The sequence below is a fragment of the Pseudomonas sp. S2_A10 genome (assembly GCF_054668465.1).
The window spans coordinates 3,478,890-3,499,842 of the sequence record NZ_CP162773.1 but is presented as its reverse complement, the minus strand read 5'-3'; the positions used below and the strand labels follow the sequence as shown (position 1 = coordinate 3,499,842).

The following is a 20,953-nucleotide window of genomic DNA, read 5'->3' as shown; positions in this document are numbered from 1 at the left end:
AGCCTGCTCGCGAATGCGGTGGATCAGCGACAAATTCGTCAACTGACCCGACGCTTTCGCGAGCAGGCTCGCTCCCACAGGGATCTATGCTTGGCGATAGGGCAAGGCGGTTTTCGCTTCTTCGGCATAGGCGAGGATGCCGGCGCGTTCCTGTTGCAGGAAATCCTTCACCGCCGCTTTCAACCCAGGATGGCGCAGGTAGTGCCAGGAATGGGTGATCACCGGTTCGAAGCCGCGAATCAACTTGTGCTCGCCCTGCGCCCCGGCGTCGAAACGCTGGATGCCATGGGCAATCGCGTAATCCATGCCCTGATAGAAACACGTCTCGAAATGCAGCCGATCAAACTCGGCCAGGCAACCCCAATACCGCCCGTAGAAACTGTCGCCACCGACCAGACTGAACGCCATCGCCACCGGCCGGGAGCCCTGTTTGGCCAAGACCACGCGAATCGCTTCGGGCATGCGTTCGGCCAGCAGACTGAAGAACTCGCGCGTAAGGTACGGCGTCTGACGCCGCACCGCATAAGTGTTGGCATAGCAGGCGTACACGAAATCCCACTGTGCCTCGTCCAGCTCTCGCCCCTCCAACCACTCGAACTCGAAGCCCTGCCCCGCCACCTGCTCGCGTTCCTTGCGCATCTGCTTGCGCTTGCGCGAACTGAGGGCGTCGAGGAAGTCCTGAAAGTCGCGGTAACCACGGTTCTGCCAGTGATATTGACAGCCGATGCGCTGCAGCCAGCCCGGCTGCTCGGCCATCGCCGCATCGGTAAACGGATCGGTGAAATTGATGTGCGCGCTGGACAGTTCTTCGATCTGCAGATAGCCCGGCAGGCTTTTCAGCAGTTCGAAACCGTCCTCGACCTTCGCCGCCAGCAAGCGCGGACCGCTGACCGGGCTGAAGGGCACAGCAGTCAGGAGTTTGGGGTAGTAATCGATGCCGGCACGCGCGCAGGCATCGGCCCAGCCGTGATCGAAGACGTACTCGCCGTAGGAATGCCACTTGCGATAACTGGGCAGTGCGGCGATCAGTCGATCATCTTCGATGTGCAGTAAATGTTCGGGCTGCCAGCCCGAATGCGGGCCGACACTGCCGCTGTCTTCCAGCGCGCTGAGGAAGGCGTGACGCAGGAACGGCTGGTTGTCCGGCACCAGCGCATCCCAGCTTGCCGGGGCGATTTCTGACAGGTCTTGCAGGCGTTGCAACGGCATTCACTGGCACTCCACAGCTTGGCGACAAAGCCCGGCGAGTATCGCTGATCGCGACCCCGTTGCACACGCTCAATCGGCGGACAGCGCTCTAACTCGATAGTTCACGCCTGATACGCATCGTCATCAACCTGCCATCACTGTGCCACCGCTCTGTCATAAACCATCGCGATACTGGCGCCTGTTTTTAGAGCGCCGGGTTCTAACCCGGACACAGTTTTCCGGCCTTCAGCCGGTTGTGCCCAGGATGGTTCAGCCATCCCCTTCATCTTCGGAGATTGCTATGCGTCTTGCTTCCACGAAAACTGCAGCGGCCCTGTGCGGCGGCTTGTTGCTGGCCATGAGCGTTCCGGCCAGTGCTGCAGTCGACGCCAAACTGCTCGACATGCTCAAGGCCAACGGGTCGATTTCCCAGGCGCAGTACATCGAGCTGCAAACAGAACTGGCCAAGGATCAGAAGGCTCAGCAAATCGCCCAACAGGCGCAGCAGGAAACCAACGAACAAGTGGCGGCGGTCGCGAAGAAGACCAACGAACAGAGCCTGTTCGACCAGAAACTGGCTTGGGCGGCGAAGACCCAGTTCAAGGGCGACGTACGTATCCGCCAGGAAACCATCAAGATCGACGGCGAGCCGAACAACGGCGGCCGCGACAAGGATCGCCAGCGCATCCGTGCGCGTCTGGGCGCCTACACCGAGATCAACCCGCAAGTCGACACCGGTATCCGCATCGCCACTGGCGGCGGTGACGACGCGCGTTCGACCAACCAGGATCAGGACAACTACTTCGACAAGAAGCAGATCTGGCTCGACCTCGGCTACATCGACTATCACCCTGATCAGATCAAGAACCTGCACGTGATCGGCGGCAAGATGCTGCAACCGTGGGTGAGCATGGGCGACGTGATCTGGGACAGCGATATCAACCCGGAAGGTCTGGCCGTTACCTACAAGTATCCATTGGGCGGCAGCGCCGAATTGTTCGGCAGCCTGGGTAACTACAACCTCAAGGACAACGTTGACGGCGACGGCGTGCAATTCCGCCACGACCTGCGCCTGACCGCTGGCCAGTTGGGCAGCCGCTTCAACATCACCGACAACCTGAAAATGACCGTCGGCGGCAGTGTCTACGCCTACCAGAACGACGAAGACAGCCGCTGCACCGGCACCTCGACGCCGTGCGCGCTGGCAGTCAACGGCAACTCGGCGAACAACCAATTCCGTCTGTATGAAGGGTTCAGCCAGATCGACATCGGCGGCCTGCCAATGCCACTGTCGTTCTACGGCCAGTACGTGAAGAACAACGATGCCGTGACCGATCAGGACACCGCATGGTTGCTCGGCGCCAAGTCGAAAGTCTTCGGCTTCAACCTCGACTACAACTATCGCGACGTGCAGCGCAATGCCGTGGTCGGCGCCTTCACCGACTCCGACTTCGCCAACGGCACCACCGGTTCGCGCGGGCACAAGTTCAAGGTCGGTTACGACATCGACAAGAACTTCGCCGTCGGCGCCACGTACTTCCTGACCAAGGCCGACTTCGCCAGCCGCAGCCAGCGCGATGCAGATGCCAACACCCTGCAGCTGGATGCTGAAGCGAAGTTCTAAAACGGCAGCTACAAGCTACAAGCTACAAGCCAAGAGCTGCGAGTGAATGCCTTTACTTGCAGCTTGAGGCTTGAGGCTTGAGGCTTGAAGCTGCCTCACTCCGGTGCGGGCGGGACGATCCCCATCATCCGTTCGTTTCACCCGCACCGGGTTATTTCTGCAGGATGCAAAAACCCCTGTAGGAGCTGCCGAAGGCTGCGATCTTTTGATCTTGATCCTGAAAACAAGATCAAAAGATCGCAGCCTCGTTGCACTCGACAGCTCCTACAGGGGGTTGTCTTTTCGTCGTTGCTCGGCCAGACGCTCAGCCAAAGCATCCACTCCCTCTTCCTTTTTTTCGGGCATCGCCTTCAGGGTTGCCTGCATCACGCGCATCTGCCGCATGAAGCGCCGGCAGTTCGGGCAGAACAACAGGTGATGACGCACCATCAGCGTCTCGCGAAAGCTCAGTTGGCCGTCGAGATAATCGCTGGATCGTGCCACTTGCTCCTTGCAGGTCAACATTCTCCTGTCTCCTCAAAATGTTCCACGGTCGCAAAGACCTTCAAGCGTGCCCGGTGCAGCAGCACGCGGACATTGGAGAGCGAGATCTCCAGAAGATTACAGATCTCTTCCAGCTCCAGGCCCTGGCGTTCGCGCAACAGCAGGACACTGCTCTGCAACTCGGACAGACTCAGCAACGTATGTTCGAGGCATTCGCGCAGTTCGTTTTCGGTGAGTAGCGCTTCGGGGGTGTCCTGGTGCCAGGCGAACGGCGCGACCAGCCAGTGGCCATCGCTGGAAGAGAAGCGATCGTCACCGATGGTGCCGTGGGGCGATGGCAGGTCGTCGAGCAGGACCTCCCGGCGATTGAGCTTGTAGCGACTCTTGGCCGAATTGGCGGTGATGGTCAGCAACCAGGTCTTGAGGCTGGAACGGCCTTCGAAGCTGGCCAGATGGCGCACCACCGACAGCCAGGCATCCTGCACCACTTCCTCGACATGACGCTGGCCGACAATCGCGTAAGCCACAGCGCGCATGGCGCTCTGATACGTGGTGACCAGTTCCTTGAAAGCCTTTTGCTCCCCCGCCAGCAGGCGCGTGAGCAGTTGGGTGTCGTCAGCCGCCATCCATCAATCCCCTTGTCCGGACTTCGAAAATGAACGCGGCAGGTGTGCACCTGCCGCGACGTCCGAAAAATTACAGCGTTTCAATCGCTTCGGATGTAGGAAAGATCGACGCGATTAAGGGGAAATTAACCTGTTTCAGCGCTTGCGCAGCAACACGCTACCGATCGAATAACCGGCACCGAAGGAGCTGAGCACCGCCAGCGAACCCGAGGCCAGATCATCCTGATATTTATGGAAAGCAATGACAGAACCGGCCGAGCTGGTGTTGGCGTAGCTGTCGAGAATCACCGGAGCTTCTTCTTCGGTAGCTTCGCGGCCGAGCAGCTTGCGCACGATCAAGTGGTTCATACTCAGGTTGGCCTGGTGCAGCCAGAAACGCTTCACGTCGCCAACGTTGAGCTGGTTCTCTTCCAGATGCTCGCCAATCAGCTCGGCGACCATCGGGCAGACATCCTTGAACACCTTGCGGCCTTCCTGCACGAACAGCTTGTCGCGGGCACCGATGCCCTCTTCTGCCGCGCGGTTGAGGAAGCCGAAGTTGTTGCGGATGTTGTTGGAGAACTTGGTCAGCAATTTGGTGCTGACCACGTCGAACTGGTACGGGGAGGTCGCCAGATCCGCGCGTTCGATGATCACCGCAGTCGCGGCATCGCCGAAGATGAAATGGCTGTCGCGATCACGGAAGTTCAGGTGCCCGGTGCAGACCTCCGGGTTGACCATCAGGATCGCCCGCGCCTGGCCCAGTTGCACGCTGTTGGCGGCGGCCTGGATGCCGAAGGTGGCGGAAGAACACGCCACGTTCATGTCGAAACCAAAACCTTCGATGCCCAACGCTTCCTGGACTTCGATGGCGATGGCCGGGTAAGCGCGTTGCAGGTTGGAGCAGGCAACGATCACGCCGTCGATGTCGGCTGCGGTTTTGCCGGCTCGTTGCAGGGCTTGTTCAGCCGCGCCGACGGCCATCTGGCAGAGCACCGACCATTCATCGTTGGAACGCTCGGGCAGGCGCGGGGCCATGCGTTGCGGATCGAGGATGCCGTCCTTGTCCATGACAAAGCGGCTCTTGATACCCGAGGCTTTTTCGATGAACGCGGCGCTGGATTCGGTCAGGGCCTGGACTTCACCGCTGGCAATGGCCTCGGCGTTATCGGCGTTGAACTGGGCGACGTAGGTATTGAAAGACTGCACCAGCTCTTCGTTGGAGATGCTGTTGGCCGGTGTGTACAGGCCGGTGCCGCTGATGACGACATTATGCATGGTCGTTTCTCTAATCTGTTCAGGCAGAAAGTGCTGGAACCGTCGTACCAACACGCAAAGGGTCTATTCCCATCCGGGGGACGCAAACCTGGCATCGTTTTATTCCGCAGCGCGACACGGCCGAAGGCTCTGGGTCGCGAAACGGCGGGTTATGGTGGCGAAGTTTGCCATAAACCCGAGGTTTTGGCGCCGTTCTCAAGCACAACTGCCATTCACTCCATGAACTCAACTCTGTGGCGAGGGGATTTATCCCCGTTCGACTGCGAAGCAGTCGCCAACCCACCACGCTCGGTATCTGATGAACCGAGGCGTAGGTCTTGGGGCGGCTTCGCCACCCAACGGGGATAAATCCCCTCGCCACAAAGCCCGCTCCACAGGGGGATTGTGTATGGCTGCAGGTCAGGGCTCGACCTGGCTCCACTGTTTGCTCAGGCGCTTGTCGGAGATCGGCACTTTCGTCCCCAACTGTTGCGCGAACAACGACACGCGGTATTCCTCCAGCCACCAGCGGTACAACTCCAGCTGCGGATCACGCTTGCCTTCCTGCGCATGCTTGGCCGCGCGGGTCTGGTATTGCGCCCACAGGCCAGCGAGTTCGCCACTCCAGACGCGATCCTTCTGCACCTGTGCGCCGAGTTTCTCGAAACGCTGCTCGACCGCTTTCAGGTAACGCGGCAACTCTTTGAGCCACTGCATCGGCGTCTCGCGGACGAAACCCGGATAGACCAGATTGCCGATCTGCTGCTTGATGTCGTTCAACGCCACCGCTTGCGCCAGATCGATCTTGCCCTTGAAGCGTTTTTGCAGACCGTGCCAGATCTTGAGGATTTCCAGCGTCAGCCGCGCAACCCGCTCGGCGTGCTCGGTCCAGTTGCCGCGTTTGCGTTCGGCCAGTGCCGCCAATCCGGCGCCATCACGGGGCAACGGGTCTTCACCTTCGAGAATGCAGCTGTCGAGGCTGGCCAGCAGAATGTCTTCGACCAGCGCATCGACGCGGCCCAGTTCGCGATACAGCAAGCCCAGTTCAGTCTGCCCCGGCAACTTGCCCCGGAGGAATTTCGCCGGCTCGGCCAGTTGCTGCATCAACAAACGCTGCAAGGCCCGACGATGCTGGAACTCGGCTTCGGCCGGGGTCGAGAAGCGCCCTTCCTTGACCGCGCCGCCCTCTTCCACCAGCGCCGGGTACACCGTCATCGACAGCCCGGCGATCTTCTGCTGGGTCTTTTCTGCTACCGGCGCAAAGACTTTCGCCTCCACCGGCTGCTGACTTTTCGCACTCTGCGGCACCGCCAGCGCGGCCTGGCTGGCTTCGGCGAAGCGTGCGGTCAGCTCAGCCAGATCGCGGCCTTCGCCAAGGAACTTGCCCTCGCCGTCGACAATTTCCAGGTTCATGCGCAGGTGGCTTTCAACCTGCTGCGCCGCTTCCGCCCACGCTTCATCGCTGACCCGCGCGCCGGTCATGCGCAGCAGCTCGCGACCGAGCGCTTGCGGCAGCGAACCTTCGGCGAAAGTCATGCGCTGCAACGCGGCCTTGATGAAGTCCGGCACCGGCACGAAGTTCTTGCGCAGGGCTTTCGGCAGGTTGCGCACCAGGGCAATGCACTTGGCCTCGATCAGGCCCGGTACCAGCCATTCCAGACGCTCCGGCGGCAACATCGGCAGCAACGGCGCCGGCACGCGCAAGGTCACGCCGTCGCGCGGGTGATTGGGTTCGAAATGGTAGGTCAGCGCCAGTTCCAGATCGCCGATGTGCAGGGTGTCCGGGTAATCACGGGCGGTGACTTCACTGGCCTCGCGGGCCAGCACGTCTTCTTCGCGCATGATCAGCAGCTGCGGGTCTTTCTGGCTGTTGACCTTGTACCAACTGTCGAAGGTCGCGGTCTGGTGGATCTCCGCCGGCAGACGCGCATCGTAGAAGGCGTACAAGGTTTCTTCGTCGGCGAGAATGTCGCGACGGCGAGCCTTGGCTTCCAGTTCGTCGAGCTGCTCGAGCAGTTTCTGATTGGCGCTCAGGCATTTGGCCCGCGACTGAATCTCGCCGCGCACCAGGCCTTCGCGGATAAACAGCTCACGCGACACCACCGGATCGACCGGGCCGTAATGCACCGGGCGGCGACCGACCACGATCAGGCCGAACAGGGTGATCTGCTCATAAGCTACGACCTGGCCGCGCTTCTTCTCCCAATGCGGCTCGAAATGGTTTTTCTTGATCAGGTGCCCGGCCAGCGGCTCGATCCAGTCGGCGTCGATCTTGGCGACCATGCGCGCGTACAGCTTGGTGGTTTCCACCAGTTCGGCGGTCATCAGCCACTGCGGACGCTTCTTGCCGATGCCCGACGACGGATGAATCCAGAAGCGCCGCTGCCGCGCCCCGAGGTAATCGCCGTCTTCGGTTTTCTGGCCAATCTGGCTGAGCAAGCCGACCAGTACCGCTTTGTGCAGCTTCGGATAATCCGCCGGCTCTTTGTTCAGACTCAGCTGCATGTCGCGGCAGATCAGGCTCAACTGACGGTGAGAATCACGCCACTCGCGCAAGCGCAGGTAATTGAGGAAATTCTTCCGGCACCAGTTGCGCAGCGGGTTGGCGGTCAGCGCCTGACGTTGCTCTTCGAAACCACGCCACAGATTCACCAGCCCGGCGAAGTCCGAATCCGGATCCTTCCATTGCGCATGGGCCTGATCCGCCGCTTGCTGACGCTCCGGTGGACGCTCGCGCGGGTCCTGAATCGACATGGCGCTGGCGACGATCAGCACTTCCTGCAGACTGCCGAGCCTGGCCGCTTCCAGGAGCATGCGGCCCATGCGCGGGTCGACCGGCAAGCGCGCCAATTGTCGACCGAGCGGGGTCAGCTGGCTGTTGCGATCTACTGCCGAAAGCTCTTGCAGCAGGTTGAAACCGTCGCTGATCGCCTTGCCGTCCGGGGGTTCGATAAACGGGAACGCGGTGATTTCGCCGAGGCGCAGATGGAGCATCTGCAAAATAACGGCGGCGAGGTTGGTGCGCAGAATTTCCGGATCGGTAAATTCCGGGCGGCCGAGGAAATCCTCTTCGCTGTACAAACGCACGCAGATACCCGGCTCAACCCGGCCGCAACGACCTTTACGCTGATTGGCGCTGGCCTGGGAAATCGCTTCGATCGGCAAGCGCTGCACCTTGGCCCGATAGCTGTAGCGACTGATGCGCGCGGTGCCGCTGTCGATCACATAGCGAATGCCCGGCACGGTAAGCGAGGTTTCGGCGACGTTGGTCGCCAGCACTACACGACGGCCCGGGTGCGACTGGAAGATGCGCTGCTGTTCAGCCGGCGACAGGCGCGCGTACAGCGGCAGGATTTCGGTGTGCTTGAGCTGGGCCTTGCGCAACATGTCGGCGGCGTCGCGAATCTCGCGCTCGCCGGGCAGGAACACCAGCACATCGCCGGGGCTGCGCCGTTCGCTGCGCTCGTAGGCGGCGATTTCGTCGAGGGTGGCGAGAATCGCCTGATCGACGGTCAGGTCATCCTCGACCCGGTTGCCCTCCTCGTCCTGCTCAAGCGTCAGCGGCCGGTACCAGGTTTCCACCGGGAAAGTACGCCCCGACACTTCGACGATCGGCGCGTCATCGAAGTGCTTGGAGAAGCGCTCCAGATCGATGGTCGCCGACGTGATGATGACCTTCAGGTCGGGACGGCGTGGCAGCAGGGTTTTCAGGTAACCGAGGAGGAAATCGATGTTGAGGCTGCGCTCGTGGGCTTCGTCGACGATGATCGTGTCGTAGCGTTCCAGATAACGGTCGTTCTGGGTTTCCGCCAGCAGAATACCGTCGGTCATTAGCTTGATCAGGGTGTTGGCATCGCTCTGATCCTCGAAGCGCACCTGATAGCCGACCAGCGCTCCAAGCGGCGTGCCGAGTTCTTCGGCGACGCGACTGGCGACACTGCGCGCGGCGATCCGACGCGGCTGGGTATGGCCGATCAGACCGTGCTGGCCACGACCGATTTCCAGACAGATTTTCGGCAACTGGGTGGTTTTGCCCGAACCGGTTTCGCCGGCGATGATCAGCACCTGATGTTGCTCCAGGGCCTTTTTGATTTCGTCGCGCTTGGCCGCGATCGGCAAACTGTCGTCGTAACGAATCACTGGCAGGCTCGCGCGACGCGCCAGTACCTGTTCACAGGACGCCTGCATGCGCGTCACCCACTGGGCCAGTTTGGCCTCGTCGGGTTTCTTGCGCAGTTCAAGCAACTGCCGCCGCAGCCGGTGACGGTCGGCGAGCATGGCGTGATCGAGGTTTTTCAGCAGTTTGTCGATGGAGGGCGATTCGTCGGTCATCGGGTAGGCAATTCGGTCGTCTATTTATGCAGGGGCGGATTGTCGCAGATTTGGGGGGGTTGTGGCGTGTCAGGGGGATTGCGACCCTCACCCTAGCCCTCTCCCAAAGGGAGAGGGGACCGATTGGGGGATGCTTCAAAGGTACATCGACCTGAAAGAGCTTTGCCGAATCCATAATCGCCGAGCTCTTTCAGCTCGGCGTTTGACCCAAGACACCTCGGTCAGCTCCCTCTCCCTCTGGGAGAGGGCTTGGGGTGAGGGGCTTTTAAAAGAGCTACTCGTTGTCGAGGCCCTTGCGCCGATATGGGAAGACGTCTATCACCTTCCCCGCCCGAATCGCCTCCTGCAAGCCCTTCCAGTAATCGGCGTTGTACAACTCGCCATGCAACTGATCGAACAGCTTGCGCTGTCCGGCATCGGCAAACAGGAACGGTGGAAACTCTTCGGGAAACACGTCCAGCGGGCCGATCGAGTACCACGGCTCAGAGGCCATTTCATCCTCCGGCGTGCGCGGTGCCGGGATGTGGCGGAAGTTGGCTTCGGTCAGGAAGCAGATTTCGTCGTAGTCGTAGAACACCACCCGGCCGTGTCGAGTGACGCCGAAGTTCTTCAGCAGCATATCCCCGGGAAAAATATTCGCCGCCGCCAGCTGCTTGATCGCCAGGCCGTAATCCTCAAGCGCTTCACGTACCTGGGCGTCGTTGGCATTTTCCAGATACAGGTTGAGCGGGGTCATCCGGCGTTCGGTCCAGCAGTGGCGGATCAGCACGGTTTCGCCTTCGACCGAAACCGTCGACGGCGCCACCTCAAGCAGTTCTTCGAGGCACGCCGGATCGAACTTGCTCAGCGGAAAGCGAAAATCAGCAAACTCCTGGGTATCGGCCATACGCCCAACCCGATCGACGCTTTTCACCAGTCGATATTTTTCGATCACCGTGGCGCGGTCGACGTTCTTCGACGGTGAGAAACGGTCCTTGATGATTTTGAACACGGTGTTGAAACCCGGCAAAGTGAACACGCTCATGACCATGCCGCGCACGCCCGGGGCCATGATGAACTGGTCGTCAGTGTTGGCCAGGTGATTGATCAGCGCGCGGTAAAACTCCGACTTGCCGTGCTTGTAGAAGCCGATCGAGGTGTACAGCTCGGCGATGTGCTTGCCCGGCAGGATGCGCCGCAGAAATCCGATGAACTCCGCCGGCACCGGGACATCGACCATGAAATACGAACGGGTAAAAGAAAAGATGATCGACACATCGGCTTCGTCGGTGATCAATGCATCGATCTGAATGCCCCGGCCTTCGCGGTGCAACAGCGGAATCACCAGCGGCCATTGCTCGTCGCGGGTGTAGATGCGTCCGACCAGATACGCGCCCTTGTTGCGGTAGAGCACCGAGGAAAACAGCTCGACACTCAGTTCCGGGTCCTTGCACACCCAGTCCGGCAGGTTCTCGCGCAATTGCGCTTCGAGCCGCAGCAAGTCGCCGGGCAAATCAGCGTAATCCTCGCTGAAGCGGTAATCGGCGAAGATGCTGGCGAGCATCCCGGACAACTGGCCCTGCGGCTTGTACGTACGGGTTTGCGCGGCGCGGGCACGGCGCAGGCTTGGGCGCGTGGTGTGGATGAACATGCAGCCGTCGCTGATCAGGTCGTGGCTGAACAGCCCGCAGAAAATCGAGTTGTACCAGGTTTCGGACAGCTCATCGTCGAAGCGCAGGTCGATGACACTGATATAGGCGCTTTTCACCAGCGGCCAGCAGCTGACGTTCATCAGGGTCTCTTCGTCGAAATACTCGCGCAGGCGAGCGACGGTTTCGCCGACCTTTTCCTCATACAGACTGATCCGCGCCGCCGACGCGGCCTGCGCCTCCTGCCAGCGCGCCTGTTCGAAGCGCTCGCGCGCGCCATCGGTGATGCGGCGGAAATGCTCGCGGTAATCGTCGAAGCCGGCGAGGATCATCCGGGCGATCTCGGTGGCTGGCCATTGCTGCGACATAAATGAAACCTCGGCGGGAATTCGGTTGGTCTGAGCTTAGTCACGGAAGCGCTCGCAGGAAAAGCGCAATTTCTGCCAAAACCGATACGGCGCTGACCGTTGACGGGGTTTCTCGCGCAGGTTAATCCCAAGGCAGAATTAAAAGCCCGAATAGCGGTTGCCATGATCCGGACGCTCGGCAACACTCTCGTCCCGATCAAGCAAGGAGCCCGCCGTGAGCCCTGTCGATATTTTCCGCATGTTGTCGCTGGCCGCTATCTGGGGCGCGAGTTTTCTGTTCATGCGCATCATTGCCCCGGTGATCGGCACGATCCCGACCGGGTTCTTTCGCGTGTCGATCGCGGCTGCCGGGCTGCTGGTGATCCTTGGGCTGATGCGCATCAGCTGGGATTTCAAGGGCAAGCTGAAAACCGTGATGCTACTGGGCGTGATCAACTCGGGGATTCCGGCGACGCTGTACTCGGTTGCCGCTCAGGTATTGCCGGCCGGCTATTCGGCGATCTTCAACGCCACGACGCCGCTGATGGGCGTGTTGATTGGCGGTTTGTTCTTCAGCGAGAAACTGACGATTGCCAAGCTGGGCGGTGTGTTCCTCGGCCTGTTCGGCGTCGGCGTGCTGACACGCGCCGGTCCCGTGGCCTTCGACCTGCAACTGCTGATGGGCGCGGTCGCGTGCCTGCTGGCGACCACTTGTTATGGCTTTGCCGGTTTCCTCGCGCGGCGCTGGCTGGATCAGGCCGGTGGGCTGGACAGCCGTTTGTCGGCATTGGGCAGCATGCTCGGGGCGACGTTGTTTTTGCTGCCGCTGTTCGCCTACAGCGTGATCACTGCGCCGCCGGTCAGCTGGGGCGGCTGGCAGGTCTGGCTGTCGCTGCTCGGCCTGGGCCTGGGTTGCACGGCGTTTGCCTACATCATCTATTTCCGCCTGCTCAGCTCGATCGGCCCGGTGAAATCGATGACCGTGACCTTCATGATCCCGCCGTTCGGCGTGTTGTGGGGGGCGTTGTTGCTGGATGAGCCGTTGTCGATGGCGCACATTTATGGCGGGGTGCTGATTGCGGCGGCGTTGTGGCTGGTGTTGAAGCCGGCGGTGGTGAGGCCTGCAAAAGTGTCAGTCCGTTAGATTTTCTGCCGCAGATATTCGCGAGCAGGCTCGCTCCCACAGAAAAATACATTCCAATGTGGGAGCGAGCCTGCTCGCGAAAGGCGGCGCAACAAGCGCCACCTGCCTATCGGCTATCCGGTTTTACGGAACACAAATACCAATCCAACAATGATCAGCAGCATCCCCAGCACACTCAACGCCGCCAGCCGATTGCCGAAAATCAGGTAATCCATCACTGCCGTCACCGCCGGCACCAGATAGAACAGGCTGGTGACATTCACCAGATTGCCCCGCGCGATCAGTCGATACAGCAACAGCGTCGCCAGCACCGACACCACCAGGCCCATCCATAACACCGGGACAATAAAGCCTGCGCTGTGCTCGAAGTGAAACGGCTGGAACGGTACGAACACCGCGCACAGCAACAGGCCGGCCAGGTACTGCACTGGCAGCGTACCGAGCGGATTGTCGGTGATGCGTTTTTGCATGATCGAGCCGAGCGTCATGCTCGCCAGCGCCAGCAAACCGAACAACATGCCAGCCCAGGACATTCCGGCCAGACCTATGCCCTGATAAACCACCATGATCAGCCCTGTCAGCCCCAGCGTCAGGCCGAACAGGCGGCTCGCCGAACGCTGGCGCTCCATCAGCACCACGGTGAGAATCGGCTGAACGCCCATCAGAGTGGCCATCACCCCCGGCGTGACTTTGCAGTCCAGCGCCAGCAGATAAAAGATCTGATAGGCGCCCAACAGCACCACGCCGGTGGCGATCGCAAACAGCATCGGTTTGCCACCCTTGGGCAACTTGAGTTTGAGCAGCGGCGCCAGCACCACCAGCCCGCACAGGGCGATGGCGAAGCGAATCAGCAGAAAGGCAAAGGGCGAAGCATGGGCCAGGCCCCATTTGGAGAAAATCGCCCCGCTGCTCCACAGCAGAACGAACAGGCTCGTGGACGTCGCCGCGAGCGCGGATTGTTTCGAAAGGACAAACATGAATACCACCTGTAGTCAGGCAAGAAGCCAACTCAGCCGAAGCTGAAATTCAGTAGGTTTTTCTGGCGGGCGCGGGGGTCAGCAGAAACTGCCGATCAGCCCCGAACACCAACGCCCGGCGGCGAAACGACTGCGCACACCGGCGTGCTACTGACAGGTGGAGGGTAATGACTGATCTGCACAGGCTGCCGATTCCCGCACGGCACGACGCCAGCGTTGACCGCTGAATCGACTACCGCGTTGATGAGGGATGCAGGCATGGATGCTGATCTTTATTGAGGAAATGAAGGCGTGAGCATGGCGCTCAACCGGGCTGACTATAACCAGCCCGGGACACAGATTGCAATGACTTGGGCGAAGGGCCGGTAGCGACAGTCTGGTGCCGGGTGGTTAGGGTTATTGGCGTGGCAACGGATTGTCAGGAGACATGGAATGCAAGAGATCATATGCCAAGGAAACGGACGTATTTGCGGTATCAGGTTTATCGGTCGGAGGCGAGGAAGCGGGCGGCAGTTACATTTGCGAAGCTACACAGCGAACTCGAGGCGCGCGCAATTGTTGACGTTGATTATTCCAAGGTTCGCTTCGAGGCTATTGATGCGTCCGCCATGAAAGCTTATGAGCAATGGCTCGATCCGCATTTCTGCTGGGAGGAAATTGTCCGATGGAAAGCCAAAGAACCAATGAGCTTCGATCTGGCAATCTGGTTTGATCGTGAACTGTGCGGACTTTGCTTCGCCAATCCGAACCAAAGCCGACTGAGAGTCAAGATTGTGCGTCTTGAGGGGCACCCAAACGAACACCCGCTCAAGGGCCGCATAGCGACCTTCGCCCTGACTGCCGTCACTCATTTCGCACGTATCATCGGCAGCCAGCAAATCGAAATTCAGGAGCCTCTTTCGGGAGCTATACCTCTATACCGTCAACTGGGTTTCGAATTCGACTCTGAGGGCCGTCTTGTGAAGCGTATTGACCAAGTCTAGTATCTGAGCACCTGCTCATTTAGTGATCAACGTGGGAGATCCCATGAAAGCTGTCGTTGAAAAGAAAGCATCAAACTTCAAATCCAGAAAGATGGAGAAAAAGCAGCGATCTGTTGAATTATCTGAAACCGAGATGCATCGCATCAGGAATGCACTGGCCAATCCAGCCGTTGAAGAGCCAAGCGGCGTATTAGCCGGGTCGTCCTTTTCCTTCCGCTAATGAAAAGCCGCTCCCAAAGAGCGGTTTTCTATTGTCTGATCCAGCCTCAACCAAACAACCAATACCCTATCAACGTTAGCACCAGCACCGCCAGCACCGGGCGCATTACTCTGTAGGCCTTGGGATGGCGGCGCTTCCACTGCTTGACCACGCCGCTGAAACGGTCGCTGAAGTTCTTGCTCCAGGCATAAGCCTGGTTGATGCCGCCAACGCGTTCGTCATCAAGATTCTGCGGCGCGGTGGCGCGGCCGAGCCAGCCGCTGATGAAGCGGTTGATCCGGGTCATCAGGCGGTTGCTCAGCGGGCGTTCGATGTCACAGAACAGAATCACTCGAGTCTGAGCGGTTTCATTCTTGACCCAGTGCACGTAGGTCTCGTCGAACATCACGTCATCGCCGTCGCGCCAGGCATAGACCTGACCGTCGACGAAGATCCGGCAATCATCGGAGTTGGGCGTCGACAAACCGAGGTGATAGCGCAGCGAGCCGGCGAACGGATCGCGGTGCGGGTTGAGGTGACTGCCGCCCGGCAGCAGCGCAAACATCGCGCCCTTGACGTTGGGAATGGCGCTGACCAGCGCCACGGTTTTCGGGCACAGGGCTTCGGCCGATGGCAACGGTTTGTCGTACCACTTCAGATAGAAACGCTTCCAGCCTTTCTTGAAAAACGAACCGAAACCGGCATCGTTATTCTTTTCGGCAGCGCGAATGTAGCCTTCGTCGAACAGGTGCATGGCTTCGTCGCGGATGGTTTCCCAGTTGTCGCGCAGAACATCCAGTTCCGGAAACTTGCTGCGATCCAGATACGGTCTGGATGGCACTGCGGAAAACAGGTACATCAAAGCGTTGTAGGGCGCGAACAGCGCGGAGTGGTTGACGAACTGGCGCAATACCGGCAAACGCGCCTTGCCGCGCAAATGCACATAGAGCGTGCTGCCCAGAAACAGCAACAGCACAAACGCCTTGGCGGCAAACGAAACGGTCATCAACAACTCCTTGAATAAAGACAACGCTGCGCAATGCCCTTTACCCGGCATGGCAGCCGGCCATGATAAACACTACCGGCTCCGGGAAAAACCCGCCTGACGCAAGATTCAGTGTTAAGCATTACGCAACAAAGCCTTTATTAACATGCAGCACCTGAACCTCGGCTGACCTGAATCAACAGGCTTACTGCTGGTTCTCCTGCTCGGTGAACAGGTCACTGAACAGCATGCTCGACAGATAACGCTCGCCCGAATCCGGCAGCACCACGACGATGGTTTTACCCTGCATCTCTGGTTTCTCCGCCAGACGCACCGCCACCGCCATGGCAGCACCGCAGGAGATGCCGCACAAAATCCCTTCTTCCTGCATCAGGCGCAAAGCCATGGCCTTGGATTCTTCATCGGTCACCTGTTCGACACGATCGACCATCGACAGATCAAGATTCTTCGGCACAAAACCGGCACCGATGCCTTGAATCTTGTGCGGGCTCGGCTTGATTTCGGCACCGGCCAGAGCCTGGGTGATGACGGGCGAAGACGCCGGCTCGACGGCCACCGACAGAATCGGTTTACCGGCGGTGTTCTTGATATACCGCGAGACACCGGTAATGGTTCCGCCGGTGCCGACGCCAGCCACCAGCACATCCACGGCGCCGTCGGTGTCGTTCCAGATTTCCGGGCCGGTGGTCTTTTCATGAATCGCCGGGTTGGCCGGGTTATCGAATTGCGCCGGCATGAAATATTTATCGGTATCGCTGGCGACGATTTCCGCGGCTTTCTCGATGGCGCCCTTCATGCCCTTGGCCGGCTCGGTCAACACCAGTTCCGCGCCCAAGGCTTTAAGAACCTTGCGGCGCTCGATGCTCATCGATGCCGGCATGGTCAGCATCAACTTGTAGCCACGCGCAGCGGCAACGAAGGCCAGACCGATACCGGTGTTACCGGAAGTCGGCTCGACAATGGTCATGCCCGGCTTGAGTCTGCCGCTGCCTTCGGCGTCCCAGATCATGTTGGCGCCGATTCGGCATTTGACCGAGTAACCGGGATTGCGCCCCTCGATCTTGGCCAGAATCGTAACCCCGCGCGGCGCGATGCGGTTGATCTGGACCAGCGGCGTATTACCGATGGAGTGGGCGTTGTCAGCGTAAATACGGCTCATGGCTGGGTCCTTATGCAGCGTTGAATTCAGCCTTCCAAGGTAAGCCCGTTGCCGATCACAGTCCAGTCGGGTCGAACGTCTGCAAACGCGCGGAGTCAATCGCATTGAATCGTCAAGCCACACTCTTGAAGGAACAATGGCATGAAACGTCGTTACAGCTGGCCGCTCTGGACCCTGGCGGGTGTCGTGGTGCTGCTGGTCGCCCTGCATTTCGCCCTGCCCTATCTGGTACGCGACTACCTCAATGACAAGCTCGCGGACATGGGCGATTACCGTGGACAGATCACCGATGTCGACCTCGCGCTGTGGCGTGGTGCGTACAAAATCAACGGCCTGAAAATCGTCAAGGTCGACGGCAAGGTCCCGGTGCCGTTCGTCGATGCGCCGTTGATCGACCTGTCGGTGAGCTGGCATTCGCTCTGGTACGACCATGCCGTGGTCGCGCAGGTGCAATTCCTCAATCCCGAAATCAACTTCGTCGACGGTGGCCCCAACAAGCAGAACTCGCAAACCGGTCAGGGCACCGACTGGCGTGAACAATTGGGCAAGCTGCTGCCGATCACCCTCGATGAAGTGCAGATCAACGACGGCCGTATCACCTTCCGCAACTTCAATTCCAAGCCGCCGGTGAACATGAATGCCAGCAACGTCAACGCCAGCATCTACAACCTGACCAATGTGGTCGACAAGGAAGGCAAACGCGACGCCCGCTTTGAAGGCAAGGCCTTGCTGCTGGGCCACGCGCCATTGGAAACCACCGCCACCTTCGATCCGCTGAGCAACTTCGAAGACTTTGAATTCCGTCTGCGCGCTCGCGACATCGAGCTCAAACGCATGAACGACTTCGCCGCCGCCTACGGCAAGTTCGACTTCAACGCCGGCCACGGCGACGTGGTTATCGAAGCGAAAGCGGAGAAAGCCCGACTCACCGGCTACATCAAACCCCTGCTGCGCGACGTCGACGTTTTCAACTGGCAGCAGGACGTCGAGAACAAGAACAAAGGCCTGTTCCGCTCAATCTGGGAAGCGCTGGTCGGCGGCACCGAGACCGTGCTGAAAAACCAGAACAAAAACCAGTTCGCCACTCGCGTCGAACTCAGCGGCAATGTTCACCAGCAGAACGTCAACGCCTTCGAAGCGTTTTTGCAGATTTTGCGCAATGGCTTCATCCAGGCATTCAATGCGCGATATGAGCGGCCGAAGCCGGATGAGGGTTAATTTTTGCGGTTGACGACATATCGACCTGTGTCTTCGGCCGCTATCGATGAACGCTGTTGCAGCGAATCCCAGCCCAGACAGGCCAACGCCAAAGAACGTGGCACTGCTTCACGCCCATTGCTGTAACGGCTGATGCTGCGAGCGCTCACACCGAGCGCTTCGGCCGCATCATTGAGAGAAAGTCCGGTACGGGCGCGCCAATCGATAAAAATGCGCGTGTTCTCATCCTGGGCATTTTGCGCTAGCGCATCCATATACAAGGTGTCTGCACCGATCTGTACGTCGGGATCAACCCATTCAACGATCCACCCCTCGTCCCCGACTACGGCAGTCGCAAAGACTTCGCGATCAAGCAGTGGCCGCAGACCTGGATAAGTATGAATATCCATCCCCAAATCAACTGTCAGTTCCTGACCATTGATAAATGTCAGCGCCAACCTGAAATCCGACAGGACGTGCGCAGATCGCAGACGCGGCCGTTTCATGGGTAACATCGATTTTCTGCCCTTTTTACTAACCGAGTAAGAAAGGCTATCGCCAAATCGGCGATACCGGAATACTGGCCATCCGCCGAGACTGAGTCAACATGTGACGCTCCATTCAGAGACTGAATAAGCCGTCTGCGTTCACAGTCGACCGGCGTGCGCGTTATAGTCGGGCATCCGATTATTCGCCCCGCCCTGCCCGCAAGGTCAGCGTTACCGTTCGAGGATTTGCAGATGAAGTTCGAAGGCACCCAGGCCTACGTCGCCACCGATGACCTGAAGCTGGCGGTCAACGCCGCCATCACCCTGGAACGGCCGCTGCTGGTCAAGGGTGAGCCGGGCACCGGCAAGACCATGCTCGCCGAGCAACTGGCCGAGTCGTTCGGGGCCAAGCTGATCACCTGGCACATCAAGTCCACCACCAAGGCCCATCAGGGTCTGTACGAGTACGACGCGGTCAGCCGTTTGCGCGACTCGCAGCTGGGCAATGAAAAAGTCCATGACGTGCGCAATTACCTGAAGAAGGGCAAGCTCTGGGAGGCTTTCGAGTCCGAAGAGCGGGTCATTCTGCTGATCGACGAGATCGACAAGGCCGACATCGAGTTCCCCAACGACCTGCTGCAAGAACTCGACAAGATGGAGTTCTACGTTTACGAGATCGACGAAACCATCAAGGCGAAGAAGCGCCCGATCATCATCATTACTTCCAACAACGAGAAAGAGCTGCCGGACGCCTTCCTGCGCCGCTGCTTCTTCCACTACATCGCTTTCCCCGACCGCACTACCCTGCAGAAAATCGTCGACGTGCACTACCCGGACATCAAAAAGGACCTGGTCAGCGAAGCGCTCGACGTGTTCTTCGACGTGCGCAAGGTACCGGGCCTGAAGAAAAAGCCTTCGACGTCCGAGCTGGTCGACTGGCTGAAACTGCTGATGGCCGACAACATCGGCGAAGCGGTGCTGCGCGAGCGCGATCCGACCAAAGCCATTCCGCCGTTGGCAGGCGCACTGGTGAAGAACGAACAGGACGTGCAACTGCTTGAGCGCCTGGCGTTCATGAGCCGGCGCGGCACCCGCTAAGAGGCTGCTGCCATGTTGCTCAACCTGTTCAACGAAATGCGTGCAGCCAAGGTACCGGTGTCGGTACGCGAGCTGCTCGACCTGATCAACGCGCTGAAACAGCGCGTGACCTTCGCCGACATGGACGAGTTCTATTATTTGTCGCGGGCGATTCTGGTGAAGGACGAGCGCCATTTCGACAAGTTCGACCGCGCGTTCGGTGCCTACTTCAATGGCCTGGAGAAACTCGACGATCACTTGCAGGCGCTGATTCCCGAAGACTGGCTGCGCAAGGAATTCGAGCGTTCGCTGAGCGACGAAGAACGCGCGCAGATCCAGTCCCTTGGCGGGCTGGACAAGCTCATCGAGGAATTCAAGAAGCGTCTGGAAGAACAGAAGGAACGTCACGCCGGCGGCAACAAATGGATCGGCACCGGCGGCACCAGCCCGTTCGGTTCCGGCGGTTTCAACCCGGAAGGCATCCGCGTTGGCGATGCCGGCAAGCGTCAGGGCAAAGCGGTCAAGGTCTGGGATCAGCGCGAGTACAAGAACCTCGACGATTCGGTGGAACTGGGCACGCGCAACATCAAGGTCGCCCTGCGTCGTCTGCGCAAGTTCGCCCGTCAGGGTGCGGCGGAAGAACTCGACATCGACGGCACCATCGACCACACCGCCAAGGATGCCGGCCTGCTGAACATCCAGATGCGCCCCGAACGGCGCAACACGGTGAAGCTGCTGCTGTTGTTCGACATCGGCGGTTCGATGGATGCGCACGTGAAGATCTGCGAGGAATTGTTCTCGGCCTGCAAGACCGAGTTCAAGCATCTTGAGTATTTCTACTTCCACAACTTCATTTATGAATCAGTGTGGAAGAACAACATGCGCCGCACTTCCGAACGCACCTCGACCCAGGATCTGCTGCATAAATACGGCGCCGACTACAAAGTGATCTTCATCGGTGACGCCGCCATGGCGCCTTACGAAATCACCCAGGCCGGTGGCAGCGTCGAGCACTGGAACGAAGAGCCGGGTTACGTGTGGATGCAGCGCTTCATGGAGAAATACAAGAAGCTCATCTGGATCAACCCGTATCCGAAAGATACCTGGGGCTATACCTCGTCGACCAACATCGTCCGCGATCTGGTCGAGGATCAGATGTATCCGCTGACGCTGCGCGGACTTGAAGAAGGGATGCGGTTTCTTTCCAAATAATCGTTAACTCGACGAACGCCTTCGCGAGCAGGCTCGCTCCCACATTG

Annotated in this window: 17 protein-coding genes; 7 read left to right on the top strand and 10 right to left on the bottom strand. The window is 59.4% G+C overall.

Annotated features, from left to right (window positions below; genetic code table 11):
* Positions 1-84: 84 nt before the first annotated feature.
* Complete coding sequence (locus AB4N41_RS15765; protein ID WP_252877666.1) at positions 85-1,209, bottom strand: GNAT family N-acetyltransferase; 1,125 nt, start codon at positions 1,207-1,209, stop codon at positions 85-87.
* 280 nt (positions 1,210-1,489) lie between these two features.
* On the opposite strand from AB4N41_RS15765, the gene AB4N41_RS15760 reads away from it, so the two are divergent.
* Entirely contained in the window at positions 1,490-2,812 is a 1,323-nt protein-coding gene (locus tag AB4N41_RS15760) for a putative porin (protein ID WP_095180665.1), read from the top strand.
* A 264-nt stretch (positions 2,813-3,076) separates the two neighbouring features.
* Here the strand turns inward: AB4N41_RS15760 and AB4N41_RS15755 are convergent, their stop codons facing one another.
* From AB4N41_RS15755 to aceK, 5 genes are all read right to left on the bottom strand, one after another.
* Positions 3,077-3,316, bottom strand: a complete 240-nt coding sequence (locus AB4N41_RS15755) for an anti-sigma factor family protein (protein ID WP_252877665.1) — start codon at positions 3,314-3,316, stop codon at positions 3,077-3,079.
* Complete coding sequence (locus AB4N41_RS15750) at positions 3,310-3,921, bottom strand: RNA polymerase sigma factor (protein WP_041478829.1); 612 nt, start codon at positions 3,919-3,921, stop codon at positions 3,310-3,312. Before AB4N41_RS15750 ends, AB4N41_RS15755 begins: the two co-directional genes overlap by 7 nt.
* Before the next feature lie 135 nt (positions 3,922-4,056).
* On the bottom strand, positions 4,057-5,178 hold the full coding sequence (locus AB4N41_RS15745) for a beta-ketoacyl-ACP synthase III (RefSeq protein WP_016771207.1): 1,122 nt from the start codon (positions 5,176-5,178) through the stop codon (positions 4,057-4,059).
* A gap of 399 nt (positions 5,179-5,577) precedes the next feature.
* Positions 5,578-9,489, bottom strand: coding sequence for an ATP-dependent RNA helicase HrpA (gene hrpA / locus AB4N41_RS15740; protein WP_252877664.1), 3,912 nt, complete (start codon positions 9,487-9,489; stop codon positions 5,578-5,580).
* Positions 9,490-9,763: 274 nt separating this feature from the next.
* The gene (gene aceK / locus AB4N41_RS15735) at positions 9,764-11,485 is read right to left on the bottom strand and encodes a bifunctional isocitrate dehydrogenase kinase/phosphatase (protein WP_056783617.1); all 1,722 of its coding nucleotides are present in this window, start codon (positions 11,483-11,485) and stop codon (positions 9,764-9,766) included.
* A gap of 214 nt (positions 11,486-11,699) precedes the next feature.
* On the opposite strand from aceK, the gene AB4N41_RS15730 reads away from it, so the two are divergent.
* A complete protein-coding gene (locus AB4N41_RS15730; RefSeq protein WP_236167958.1) occupies positions 11,700-12,608 on the top strand; it encodes a DMT family transporter in 909 nt (302 codons plus the stop codon).
* 113 nt (positions 12,609-12,721) lie between these two features.
* On the opposite strand, the gene AB4N41_RS15725 is transcribed toward AB4N41_RS15730, so the two are convergent.
* Positions 12,722-13,585: a DMT family transporter gene (locus AB4N41_RS15725; protein WP_252877663.1), complete on the bottom strand. Its 864-nt coding sequence runs from the start codon at positions 13,583-13,585 to the stop codon at positions 12,722-12,724.
* 446 nt (positions 13,586-14,031) lie between these two features.
* Here AB4N41_RS15725 and AB4N41_RS15720 point away from each other — a divergent pair, with 446 nt between their 5' ends.
* Entirely contained in the window at positions 14,032-14,568 is a 537-nt protein-coding gene (locus tag AB4N41_RS15720; protein WP_056783608.1) for a hypothetical protein, read from the top strand.
* A gap of 43 nt (positions 14,569-14,611) precedes the next feature.
* Positions 14,612-14,788: a hypothetical protein gene (locus AB4N41_RS15715; protein WP_252877662.1), complete on the top strand. Its 177-nt coding sequence runs from the start codon at positions 14,612-14,614 to the stop codon at positions 14,786-14,788.
* A gap of 46 nt (positions 14,789-14,834) precedes the next feature.
* Here AB4N41_RS15715 and AB4N41_RS15710 read toward each other — a convergent pair whose 3' ends face one another.
* Complete coding sequence (locus AB4N41_RS15710) at positions 14,835-15,773, bottom strand: aspartyl/asparaginyl beta-hydroxylase domain-containing protein (RefSeq protein WP_252877661.1); 939 nt, start codon at positions 15,771-15,773, stop codon at positions 14,835-14,837.
* 184 nt (positions 15,774-15,957) lie between these two features.
* Complete coding sequence (cysK, locus tag AB4N41_RS15705; RefSeq protein ID WP_095180659.1) at positions 15,958-16,932, bottom strand: cysteine synthase A; 975 nt, start codon at positions 16,930-16,932, stop codon at positions 15,958-15,960.
* Positions 16,933-17,073: 141 nt separating this feature from the next.
* On the opposite strand from cysK, the gene AB4N41_RS15700 reads away from it, so the two are divergent.
* A complete protein-coding gene (locus AB4N41_RS15700) occupies positions 17,074-18,150 on the top strand; it encodes a DUF748 domain-containing protein (RefSeq protein ID WP_056783605.1) in 1,077 nt (358 codons plus the stop codon).
* Here the strand turns inward: AB4N41_RS15700 and AB4N41_RS15695 are convergent.
* Positions 18,147-18,644, bottom strand: a complete 498-nt coding sequence (locus AB4N41_RS15695; protein WP_095180658.1) for a helix-turn-helix domain-containing protein — start codon at positions 18,642-18,644, stop codon at positions 18,147-18,149. The two genes, AB4N41_RS15700 and AB4N41_RS15695, sit on opposite strands and share 4 nt — an antisense overlap.
* Before the next feature lie 225 nt (positions 18,645-18,869).
* Here AB4N41_RS15695 and AB4N41_RS15690 point away from each other — a divergent pair, with 225 nt between their 5' ends.
* Positions 18,870-19,715, top strand: a complete 846-nt coding sequence (locus AB4N41_RS15690) for an AAA family ATPase (RefSeq protein ID WP_007911294.1) — start codon at positions 18,870-18,872, stop codon at positions 19,713-19,715.
* A 12-nt stretch (positions 19,716-19,727) separates the two neighbouring features.
* Complete coding sequence (locus tag AB4N41_RS15685; protein WP_252877660.1) at positions 19,728-20,906, top strand: vWA domain-containing protein; 1,179 nt, start codon at positions 19,728-19,730, stop codon at positions 20,904-20,906.
* Positions 20,907-20,953: the final 47 nt, after the last annotated feature.